The sequence below is a fragment of the Jeotgalibaca caeni genome, from assembly GCF_028863945.1.
Lineage (GTDB): Bacteria > Bacillota > Bacilli > Lactobacillales > Aerococcaceae > Jeotgalibaca > Jeotgalibaca caeni.
Window position 1 is genome coordinate 1 of sequence record NZ_JARBEA010000070.1, and the last position, 11,185, is coordinate 11,185.

The window sequence follows — 11,185 nt, forward strand, 5'->3', positions numbered from 1 at the left end:
AATCAGAGAAAAATTTCAGGCGCAAAGGTGTGTACTTTTTCTTTGCAATATTGTGTAGGAATGTCTTGCAAAACACATCTCCCCCTTTCATTAGATTGTACATCACTTTTATTTATTAGAATAGTATCTGAATTATTTATATTTTTAATTTTTTCCATTAATTTCGTTTGGAAAACAGCCGTTTTAGACAAGTAACGGTCTAGAAAGAGCTCGACTTGTCCATTTTTTTCACTTTCGGACAAGTGAGCGGGAGATTTTATAGCGACTTGTCCATTTTTAACTTTTTTGGACAAGTGGTCTCATTTTCAGACTCTCACTTGTCCAACAGGGGGCAAAAAAAGAGGTCGGGAGAATCTCCCAACCTCTTTCTACTTATTCTATTCAACAATTTTGTAAATCATTTGATACTCTTCAGCTTTTTCGCCGATTTCGATGCTTTGATCGAGCAATGCAACTACGTCTGAGACATCTTCGCGGTTGCTGTAAATCATCAAGACATCGTCGCCTTCATTTACAGAATCGCCAACCTTTTTGTACAGTTCAATTCCAACTGCATAATCCAGTTTGTCTTCTGCTTTTTGGCGTCCGCCGCCTAGCAGCATGCTGGCAACGCCCACTTCGTCAGCAGTCATTTTGCTGATGACACCGCTGGCTTTTGCTTTGTAAGGAATTTGGTAAGCTGCTTGAGGCATGATGCTGTAATCTTCGATTACATTTCCATCTCCACCTTGTGCAATAATCATTGCCTTAAAGCGGTCCAGTGCGCTTCCGTTTGCGATGTTTTCTTTTAGAATGGCTTTTGCTTCTTCAATTGTAGTAGCTTTTTCGCCAAAGATGAGCATGTATGCAGCGATTTCTAATGTCAATTCTTCTAGATCTTTTGGTCCTTTTCCTTTTAACAAGTCAATGGATTCTTCAATTTCTAGAGAGTTTCCGATTTTGTTACCCAAAGGTTGGTTCATGTCGGAAATAATTGCCATTGTTTTCACGCCAGCATGTTTTCCAATTGCTACCAACGCTTCTGCTAAAGCAGTTGCTTGGTCAAGTGTTTTCATGAAGGCACCGGTACCTGTTTTGATATCCAATACCAACGCGTCTGTACCAGAAGCAATTTTCTTGCTCATGATAGAAGAAGCGATCAAAGGAATCGAATCAACGGTATCTGTTACATCACGCAGTGCATAGATTTTCTTGTCGGCTGGTGCAATGTTTGCTGTTGCACCGATAATAGCCAACTTTTCTTTTGAAACTTGTTTGATGAAGTCTTCTTCTGAGATTTCTACTTTGTAGCCTGGAATAGCTTCTAATTTATCAAGCGTTCCGCCGGTGTGACCTAAACCACGACCAGAAATCATCGGAATCGAAATTCCTGCAGACGCTACTAAAGCTGCTAGCGGTAAACTTACTTTGTCGCCAACTCCTCCAGTAGAATGCTTGTCCACTTTGATACCAGGAATCGCGGATAGATCTAAGTGATCTCCGGATTTCACCATTCCCAAAGTAAGGTTTGTTTGTTCTTCATCCGTCATACCGTTAAAGTAAATTGCCATCAATAGAGCTGATACTTGATAATCTGGAATGTCACCATTTACCAGACCGTCTAAATAGAATTTAATCTCTTCTTTTGACAGTTCTCCACCTTGACGTTTGTTATGGATAATATCTACCATTCTCATATTCAATTCTTCCTTTCAAGCAGTAATCATTATTCAGCGTCTGTTTGCCCTTGTCCCCAGTTAATCCATCCACGGACACTGTTCAAAGCAAAACATACGTACATAACAGCCATTTGTGGTTGACCCACACCTAACCAAATTACAACACCAATTACGTTGGTTAAGCCCCATAGCCACCATGAGTTACGGTTACGACGCATTTGCATCACTTGCGCTACGATGGCAGTTGAGTTGTTGATGGAATCCAAGACAATATAGTTTCCGCCCATGAAGTAAGAAACAACGCCTAGTAAAATTCCGCCACCGATCACCGCGATAATGATTGTTTTCCAGTCAGTGGTTTTAACAATCTTAATATCGCCATCACTATCATCATCACTCTTATTTTTTAACCAGCTTGGTAAACCAATGAACAAATTGCTCAAGAAGTAGAAAGCAGACATAAACATATCGCCATATAAAGCAGACTGCCATGCTTGTACAGTACCAAATAAGTTTTGTGCCATGTTTGGCGGGAAGTTCCAAGTTTTAGCATGTGCTAGACCAATGGTTCCAATTAAACCTAACCAAGAAACTAAGTTCGCTAGCGTCATCCAACCGTTATTCATACTCCCATTAAAAGTTAGGATAATCATTACAATTGAAACCGCGATATTGAACCATTTAATTTGTACTTTTTTCTTTTCTAAACTATGTTCCATCATTCTTCGCTCCTGTTTATCAGATTGTTAATAAATTTTGTGCTAATAATGTGTCAATAATGACATGATTACAATACCCGCCTGTCAGAGTTGCATGAACTCCGCTCACCTTATTGGTTCCGTTTGCAATTAAGATGCTATGCGGGATTTTCTTTAACTCTTCCAGCTGAATGCCAACTGTCCGATTGTTTAACTCTTCATCCACAACTTTTCCTTCTCTGTCGATAAAGCGAGAAACGATATCACCGATTGCATGCTTGCGCAAACGTTCCTTTTCAGAATCCGTCAAATAATCGAGTTGAAACAACAAAGCATTCTTCCGTACGGTCCCCGCGCTGAATACTGCGATGTCGGCTTCACGGCCCATTTTCAAGACCCGGCTCATGAATCGGTCTGATTCCACAATATTTTTCGTTTCTACTTCATCAAAAATAGTTGGTAAAGGTAGATACTGGGGTTGGGTATTAAAAACTTGAGAAAAATTATTAATAGATTGGTAGGCATACGTTTCGGCGTGCGATAAACTTACGCTCCCTTTCAACTGAACAATGTTTAAGCCACCAGGGGCTTGATAACTCTCGTTCTTAGAAAGTTGAACCAGTTGTTTCGACAGCTCGTTAATGGTCTTGCCCCATCCAATTCCGATGGTATGGTTCTCTTCTACAAGGGAAAGCAGGTGATTCGCTGCGTAAGCTGTAACAGCTTCCAACGTATCTTCCAATCCTTCATAGTTATCAGGAACAACCACTACATCGATTTGATACTTTTCGCTCAATTGTTCGCCTAGATCAATTGCTTTGGCATATGGATTATGAATATCGACATTTACAATTTGGTTCTCTTTGGCATATTGTAAAAGTCGCGAAACCGTTGGCCGAGACAGATCTAGTCGTTTAGCAATATCCTTTTGGTCAAGGTCATCGATGTAATATAACTTAGCAACTTCAACACTTTGCGATATACGCTTACTATCAAATTTACCCTTCATCTTACTCACCTAGCTTCCTTAAGAAACTTGTTCTGAGACTTGCACCATATAATCTAAGTGGTGTTGCTGAAGTAGCAACACCACGTCGATCTTCATTTCTTACACTGAAAAAATTCTTAGCTATTCATGATTTCAACAGTACGGCTCAACCCAACACGGTTTGCGCCAGCTGTCATCATTGCGTCTACATCTTCTGCTGTACGGATTCCGCCAGATGCCTTCACACCAACGTTTTCGCCTACAGCTTCACGCATCAATTTAACGTTCTCGATGGTAGCTCCTGCATGTGCAAAACCAGTAGAAGTTTTTACGAAATCAGTTCCTGCTTCTTTAGAAAGTTTAGAAACGGTAACGATTTGTTCTTCAGTTAGGTAAGCTGTTTCGATAATTACTTTTAGTAATTTTCCTTTAGCGTGAACAGCGTCCACAACTGCTTTAACGTCAGCTTGAACAAATTCTAGGTTGCCGTCTAACATTTCACCAATGTTGATAACCATGTCAATTTCTTCTGCTCCAAGATCGATTGCATTTTCTGCTTCGAATACTTTAGAAGCAGTAGTACCTGCTCCAAGAGGGAACCCAATAACTGCGATTGGTTTTACAGAAGTACCTTCTAATTGTTCTTTTACAAATGGAATCCAGTGTCCATTTACACACACGGTTGCTGTTTTATATTCTTTTGCTTCGTCACATACGCGTTTTACGTCTGCACGTCTTGCGTCTGGGCTTAAAATGGTATGGTCAAAATACTGCGCTAAATTTTTATCTGTCATGCTGATACCCCTTTCACATATGATACCAATTATAGACTTTTCTTTTTTTAAATCAAGACAATTTTTACATTATTTCTTTATTTTGATGAAATAATGTAAAAAGTTAAGGGACTATGAGAGGTCTTACCAGAGTTACCTTTATGATGAACAGTTGCCACATCCACATTCCTTGACGAATGGAAGCGCTAGAAATGTGATGCCCGTTCCCTTGAATCAGACTAGAAAGTTAAGTGAATTCTCATAAATGCGAAGCATTCTTACTAGCCTAAATGGGCTTTTCAGATTAAAATTTAATAGGAAGGGAAAAATCAAGGAGGAATACATGTGAGTGAATTTGGTGAGCTTTTATATGCTGGAGATACCGATCATAATAAGAATGGATATGCATTTGTTCTCTTAGGGGCGTTATTTTTTATCGTTGCGAACTTTATTTATGCAAAAATGACGGCAATGATATTTGGCGGCATTTTTATCATGGGTGGATTGTACTTGCTTCTATTTAAACGAAGTGAAAAGTTTGCCATCTATGAACATGGGGTTGTGGTGACTTCAAAGGGACAGGAAGTTGCCATCCCAAAAAATCAAATTAACCGGATTGAATACCGCGAAATAAGAGGAAGAAGAACCTTGGTCGCGAATTACTATCCCGTCCTGATCCTAAATGATGAAAAAAGAATCTTCATTAATAAAGCATTTAATTCCGTAATCAATCAAGAATTCAAACAAGTGGTTGAGTCGTACTTATAATAGAAGAAGCCGCTACACATTTTGTAAAGTGTGGCGGCTTCTATTGGTGCACGGTTATAACTGGAACGAATCATTTGAGATTATTTCAAACTGTACATGCCTTCCACACCAACAAGCGTAATCTCATCGGTCGCGAGGACATCAGAGGAATCCGATCCTATTACTTCCACTTGAATATGGACTTCCATCTTCTCGTCTGAAACCCACATGATTTCTGCAAACAAACCAAACTCCACTGGTTCTCCTGTATTCGTGATTGTTTTTTGGGGACCGGCTTCCGGAATTACAAAACCCACCCAATCTTCCATCCCGTCTTCAACCTTCATCGTCCAGTGGTACTGCCATTCCTGCTCGCCCTCCCCAGTCAGCTGTGGGGTTAAAATCACGGGTAGGCCATTCGTGTCTGCTGCTTCGGTATTCACATCAATTTCTACTGTAGAAGCCTTCTCATTGATCGCCGGTGCATCTGCCGCGGAAGTATTTGTGCAGGCAACTAAGCCAACAATTGCCAGGAGCAACATGGAAATGATTTTTTTCATATGAACCTCTCCTTTTGGTACATTTCGGCTGAAACAAGTTATTTAAAGCCCTTTTATTTCGCAAAATAAAAAAGCAAGAAGTGAGCAATCATGAAGCACAAATACACAAAAAAATAACCGCCTAGCTTTGAAAGAGTAGCGGTTATTTTTCACCTAAACAAAATCACCGTCTGCAGCGGCTTTCAACGCCAAACCTTATCGATCCAAAATAGCTTGATGCTTTTCTTCAATCAATTTGCGATCCAGTTGTAAGGGGAAATATTCTTGTGTTTTTTCATAGACATAATGGCTGTATTCTTTTATATGAGGTACATTTTCTTCATGGGCGGCATTGGCAATCACCAGCAATCCGTCGAAGATGGCGGATATACACGTAAGGTCTTCTTTCATATAATGAACCAGTTGCCAATACCCTTCTTGTAAATCGGCGGGAAAGTTGTTGTATTCATAGAAGATACAACCCCGGTACTCTTCAAAGACATCGCTCCCGTTGTCTGAGGGGTCACCTAGAACGGCGTACTTCCCAGCCTGTTTTGCTAACTCGGCTTCCAGCAGCGATTTGTAATGAAGAACGTGAATGGCTGTATTCGGGTCGTTGATTGCCGGAGAGATGGCTCGAAGTGCGATATCATTCAATTTGTTGCGTGAATAATAAGGGTCCGAGATAGCCGACCGTTCCGTGTGATAGGCGATTGTTTCATTCACCTGACGGTTCAGATATTCTTCATCCTTCATTCTTTGATTCGTATAGAGGACCGCAACCGGCTGATTCTGACTTAGAAACGCTCCAATCCGTACGTGTGTGAGGCAAACAGCTTGGTATTTTTCGCAAATTTTATTCAGTTCCTCAAAATGAATGTAATCGACATACGCATTTGTATCTGCCTTGATTGTGTATTGGTATCGGGTATCGAATTCTGGAAGACGGCTCAACTTGGGAGCATCCTTGAAGAAAGCAGAGTTCTTGTCGAACACCTCTTTTGCATCCCGGTACGTTTTACTGACCAGCTTCTCCTGCTGGACAAAATTAGACGTTTGAAAAATAAACCTTATAAAATAAATGACGGCTGCAATCGCATAAATCCATACGACCGTGGCTGAGACGACCATGGCATCATCGGGCAATTCCCTCATGAAGACAAGGGAAGAAAGAGAGTAAACAAAACCACCTAAAAAAATGCCGAGCGTGCGCAGAGCCACTTTATTTAATAAGAAGTTCTCAATCAAACGAGGGCTAAAATTTGAAGAGTAGAGAGAAACTACGGTCAACATTGCTGAGAACGTAAACGTCGTTACTGCAAAAAGGGTTCCTACTAACGCGCTCAGCACTTCTATCGCAATTGTTACATTCGTCAACAGCCACTCCGGAACGTGATCCAACAAAGGGATCATCCTCGTATCCAGTAAAATAACCAAGATAGACAATACAAAAGAAATGAACACACTTCCGCCAAAGACAATCCAATTCTGATGGTCTTCTTTTCGTAAGTTCCATTTGCCCCGCATACAACCCCTCCTCTGTCCGTTTATTATAGGATAACTCTAATTTTTAAACCAACAAAATACATCCGAATAACGGAATTGTTCATGCAGATTTTCTCCCACATCGCCTATTCTGTTTGGTTGTTTGTGGGAAAAAATTCATTACTCGCTCCTTTTCCTGAAAACGATACTTGGTTACAGGTTCACTTCGTTCGTACAGGGCAAGCCTACATACCCAAAGGCGGATATGGTATATTTATCAAAAAGTGGAGGAAATGCATTATGAATCTTGAAATATATTACAATAATTTAACAATTCGACTTTTTATTTTAATTACTTTAAATATTATTTTAAGTAGCTTCTATCTTTGAAGTATCTCAATCACTTAAATCGTAGTTCATTGCTTAAACAAGAAAAAGACATTTATTTATTGCAGATAACATATTGGACTTTATTTACTGGAGGTTTTTTTGTAAAAAGTTTACCACCCAGTAATGGTAATGTTATTAGTTACTTGGCTTCTGAATTTATAATATTAGCAATCATTTTTATTAGTTTTACTTTTTTAATATGGAAATTATTCAACAAAAAAAAATTTGATTTTGGAATATTCTTTTTCACCCTACCTCTAATTATGCTGTTTCTTTTTGCCCTAGGTATTGTTTAGGATTATTCACTTAAATTAGCTAAAAAATACTTCAAAGACTCTGACCCTTCTTAGAAAAAGGACGCACTTATACACCATAAATCTGTAAAGGCGTGCATAGTGTCGGCGAAACTTGCCAGATGAGCAAGGTTGGATTGAAGTTAGGGAAAGGGTTTGGTCGGATGGGAGGGAGTGTTACAAAAATTTTTCTCTCGTATTCTTCTCCAGCAAATCATCTATTTTATGGTCTGCTCTTACAAGTACCTGCTTTATTTCTTTTATTTACGCTTCTTTTTGAGTCATTTCCATGTGCTTCCTTCGAAACGTTTCTTTTATTTGCTTCAGATTGTGCAACTCCTCATCGGTCAGTGCTTTATTTTCATCGGTATCTTCGGACCACTGTGGGAGCATTTTGATTTCACTAAGGGAAAAACCGGTATTTTTTAGTTTGATGATGATTTCCATCACTTCAATATCTTGTTCATTATAATCTCGATGATGGTTTTCTATCTTGGGACTTAGCAGACCAAATTTTTCATAATAATGGTTGGTGTCTTTACTCAGACCTGTGCGGGTCGAAATCTCGCTGATTTTCATCGTTCTCACCTTCTATATCAAGAATTTATAGACTAAAACGAGTAGTAGAGCATGGAAGAGGAAGCGGAAAAGATGATGACTGTATGTCAGCTTTCCTTTTGTCCGTATTCCTTCTGCCATTGATAAGATATGCAGCATGACAAATGTTACGATAAGCAAAAGAAGCATGTTCCTTTTATCCGGAATTAATAAAATGACGAGCATGCTGATGGTTATCAAAACAAAAAGGACGGGACGAACCTGATTTTTGCTTTCTTTCCATTGAGAAACCCCTGCTAGTCCCGTTAACACAGCGTAGAAACCAATTAAAACATAGATACTAATGACCATTTTAATACCTCCATCTTTTGTTGTTACTGCTACTTTAAAAGATGGAGTTCACTCCATGTCAATTGTTTTTAGTAACTTCATTATACTGCACAGATTGAATCAAATGCGTAGATAAGTTATTCATGCTAGAATGAAGATAAGAAACTATTGGAGGATGATTTTATTATGAATCAAGTATTAGTTGAAATTTGCCTGCGCGTGAGAGATATCGAGGCTACTTTAGACTTTTATACCAATCTATTCGATTTTGAAATTGCTAGCCGCAGAGAATTCCCAGAGAAGAAGTTTGATCTCATCTATCTGAACTCTCCTGGTTCTTCCGTACAAATCGAACTGACTTATAATTATGATGCTGAACCATACGAAGTTGGGAATGGCTTCAGTCATTTAGGCGTGAGTGTGGACGACTTAGAAAAAATGCATGACATTTGTAAAGCATCTGCTTACGTGACCGGTGAGCTAAAAGGTCTTACAGATGGCAAACCAACTTATTTCTTCGTCACTGATCCAGATGGATATCGAATTGAAGTAAAGCGAGCGAAGTAACCGTTTAAAAAATAAGCTTGCCAGGTAGTTCTGGCAAGCTTATTTTTAGTTATTTTTGGTAAAAAGCCTTATCCTATATTCAACAAAGACAGGATGCCTGTGCAAAAAATAAACGAGACGAATCGGTACATTAGCGGTTCATAAAGGAGATCGGTATGCTTAAAATTCATCCAATGTGGAACAACTTCCCTCACATCCAAGCCCTTTTACTGGAATGCCTTGAATTGATTATAGAAAAAACAGCTATCGAAAATAAGGACATTGAAAAAACAGTAACTGATTTAATAGAGAGACAAGGAAAGTTACTTAGACCTGCCTATTTCTTGTTGTTTTCACGATTAGGCAACGCTTCTCCAGATGCACATAAAAACATTATCGCTGCCGCCGCATCGACCGAGATACTTCATCTAGCTACACTCATTCATGACGACATCATAGACGAGTCAAAGATGCGCCGCAACATGGAGACAGTCCAATCCAAACACGGCAAGGATGTGGCTGTTTATACAGGTGACTTGTTGCTTGCCGTGTATTTTGATTTATTGGCGGATGCGACGGACTCTGCTGAAATTATTAAGTTAAATACATCATCAATGAAGCGTGTCTTATTGGGTGAACTCAATCAAATGGCAAATACCTACAATACAGACATTACTTACGCCGACTATTTGAAAAGTATCAAAGGAAAGACCGCTCAGCTGTTTGAATTAAGCTGTTACGAAGGCGCCTACTTTGGACAATGTGATCCTGTTATTATGGAGCAAAGCCGGTCAATCGGTCAGAATATCGGGATTGCCTTTCAAATGTTAGATGATATTCTAGATTACACCCAAACACCTGAAACCCTGTCAAAACCCATATTAAACGATGTCAAACAAGGTATTTACACCCTGCCGCTCATTTTAGGTATGGAGACAGATGAAGCCTTTCTTCCTCTTTTAAAGAAGAAGGAACATTTATCAGACAGTGATCTGGCAACTTTAGTTTCTTTACTGCACGACAATGACTGCATTGAACGTGCTTACGCTATTGCAAAAGAATACATTGACCAAGCTTTAGCAGGCATTGATAAGCTTCCGAGTCATCCTGAAAAAGATGTGTTGTATTCATTGACTGAAGCACTACTCACAAGAGAATTTTAAGAAGGAGACCACTATGACACTAAAACAATATTTCTTACTTTCTCAACCAGAATACAGCACGACCAGTCTTTTTCCTGCTTTTATGGGAATCTTGTATGCCTGGTATAATAGTGGCACGTTCCGTCTGGGTTTGTCTCTCTTAGGCTTACTCACGGTCGTCCTTTTTCAACTAGCGATCAGCATCCGCGATAACTATTTGGATTATTACGTCGCAAATAATAAAAATGCGGAGGATACCCAGGTGATGGCAGTAGGCAAAGAAAATGTCCCGCTTAAAAATGTTCGGTTCTCCTATTATCTGACTGGGGCTGTTGCTTTCATCATTTGTGTCTTTTTAGTCTTTCAGACCTCTCTCACCTTGCTCTACATTGGCTTAGTAGGGATGATAATTGGCGTTCTTTATACTTTTGGACCTATTCCCATCTCGAGCACGCCCTTCGGTGATGTCCTCATTGGGGTGGCTTATGGCTTTTGTATCTTTACAGCCATGGTTTACGTTAATGCATTTGAAGTCATTCAATTTGATTGGCTGACGATTGGCCAACTTATTGTGGCCTCCATCCCTACGGCAATCACGGTCATGGCCATTTCATTAGCCAATAACATTTGTGACTTAGAAGAAGATGTTGAAAATGGTCGGTTTACTCTTCCCTATCATATTGGTATAGACAAAGCACTCGTTGTTTTCAAATATTTTTATTACGCCGGTTACCTTGCGATTATTTTATCGGTTATTTTCGGGACTTTCCCGAGGTTGGTGGCGCTGACCTTGTTAACTTTCCCATATGTCCTGAAGAACATTCGGATTTTTATGAATGAACAGGATAAACAGACAACGTTTCTGACGGCGATTGTTAATTCGTTTGTTATTCCTGTTCCGTTGATTCTTACTTTTTATATGAAAACACAAGCTAAAAAAAGCGCAAAAAGTCACTACCCATGGTATCATGTAGGTGTTAAAATTTTAAATTTTTAGAGGGCTCTTGTTCTGTTGCCGCAGACCGAGAGCTTTTTCCT

At 39.5% G+C, this 11,185-nt stretch carries 13 protein-coding genes; 5 read left to right on the plus strand and 8 right to left on the minus strand.

The window, feature by feature from the left end; genetic code table 11:
- Window positions 1–195, plus strand: a 195-nt coding sequence (locus tag PVE40_RS11390; RefSeq protein ID WP_274732061.1) for a hypothetical protein, incomplete at its 5' end; no start/stop codon positions are given.
- 182 nt (window positions 196–377) lie between these two features.
- On the opposite strand, the gene PVE40_RS11395 is transcribed toward PVE40_RS11390, so the two are convergent.
- From PVE40_RS11395 to deoC, 4 genes are all read right to left on the minus strand, one after another.
- Entirely contained in the window at window positions 378–1,676 is a 1,299-nt protein-coding gene (locus PVE40_RS11395; protein WP_274732062.1) for a pyrimidine-nucleoside phosphorylase, read from the minus strand.
- Window positions 1,677–1,705: 29 nt separating this feature from the next.
- On the minus strand, window positions 1,706–2,377 hold the full coding sequence (gene pnuC / locus PVE40_RS11400) for a nicotinamide riboside transporter PnuC (protein WP_274732063.1): 672 nt from the start codon (window positions 2,375–2,377) through the stop codon (window positions 1,706–1,708).
- Between the two features lie 19 nt (window positions 2,378–2,396).
- On the minus strand, window positions 2,397–3,365 hold the full coding sequence (locus PVE40_RS11405) for a sugar-binding transcriptional regulator (RefSeq protein WP_274732074.1): 969 nt from the start codon (window positions 3,363–3,365) through the stop codon (window positions 2,397–2,399).
- Between the two features lie 116 nt (window positions 3,366–3,481).
- Window positions 3,482–4,138 carry a deoxyribose-phosphate aldolase gene (gene deoC, locus PVE40_RS11410; protein ID WP_274732064.1) on the minus strand — a complete coding sequence of 219 codons (657 nt, stop codon included), beginning with the start codon at window positions 4,136–4,138 and terminating at the stop codon, window positions 3,482–3,484.
- 324 nt (window positions 4,139–4,462) lie between these two features.
- Here deoC and PVE40_RS11415 point away from each other — a divergent pair, with 324 nt between their 5' ends.
- A complete protein-coding gene (locus PVE40_RS11415; protein WP_274732065.1) occupies window positions 4,463–4,885 on the plus strand; it encodes a hypothetical protein in 423 nt (140 codons plus the stop codon).
- Between the two features lie 80 nt (window positions 4,886–4,965).
- On the opposite strand, the gene PVE40_RS11420 is transcribed toward PVE40_RS11415, so the two are convergent.
- The 4 genes from PVE40_RS11420 to PVE40_RS11435 all read right to left on the minus strand — a co-directional run bounded on the left by PVE40_RS11420 (window position 4,966) and on the right by PVE40_RS11435 (window position 8,480).
- Entirely contained in the window at window positions 4,966–5,424 is a 459-nt protein-coding gene (locus PVE40_RS11420) for a hypothetical protein (RefSeq protein WP_274732066.1), read from the minus strand.
- Window positions 5,425–5,619: 195 nt separating this feature from the next.
- A complete protein-coding gene (locus PVE40_RS11425) occupies window positions 5,620–6,930 on the minus strand; it encodes a DUF2254 domain-containing protein (protein ID WP_274732067.1) in 1,311 nt (436 codons plus the stop codon).
- Window positions 6,931–7,835: 905 nt separating this feature from the next.
- Complete coding sequence (locus PVE40_RS11430; protein WP_274732068.1) at window positions 7,836–8,150, minus strand: helix-turn-helix domain-containing protein; 315 nt, start codon at window positions 8,148–8,150, stop codon at window positions 7,836–7,838.
- A 12-nt stretch (window positions 8,151–8,162) separates the two neighbouring features.
- A complete protein-coding gene (locus PVE40_RS11435; RefSeq protein WP_274732069.1) occupies window positions 8,163–8,480 on the minus strand; it encodes a hypothetical protein in 318 nt (105 codons plus the stop codon).
- A gap of 165 nt (window positions 8,481–8,645) precedes the next feature.
- Here PVE40_RS11435 and gloA point away from each other — a divergent pair, with 165 nt between their 5' ends.
- The 3 genes from gloA to PVE40_RS11450 all read left to right on the plus strand — a co-directional run bounded on the left by gloA (window position 8,646) and on the right by PVE40_RS11450 (window position 11,144).
- A complete protein-coding gene (gene gloA, locus PVE40_RS11440) occupies window positions 8,646–9,026 on the plus strand; it encodes a lactoylglutathione lyase (protein ID WP_274732070.1) in 381 nt (126 codons plus the stop codon).
- Between the two features lie 155 nt (window positions 9,027–9,181).
- On the plus strand, window positions 9,182–10,168 hold the full coding sequence (locus tag PVE40_RS11445; protein ID WP_274732071.1) for a polyprenyl synthetase family protein: 987 nt from the start codon (window positions 9,182–9,184) through the stop codon (window positions 10,166–10,168).
- A gap of 13 nt (window positions 10,169–10,181) precedes the next feature.
- Entirely contained in the window at window positions 10,182–11,144 is a 963-nt protein-coding gene (locus PVE40_RS11450; protein WP_274732072.1) for a UbiA family prenyltransferase, read from the plus strand.
- Window positions 11,145–11,185: the final 41 nt, after the last annotated feature.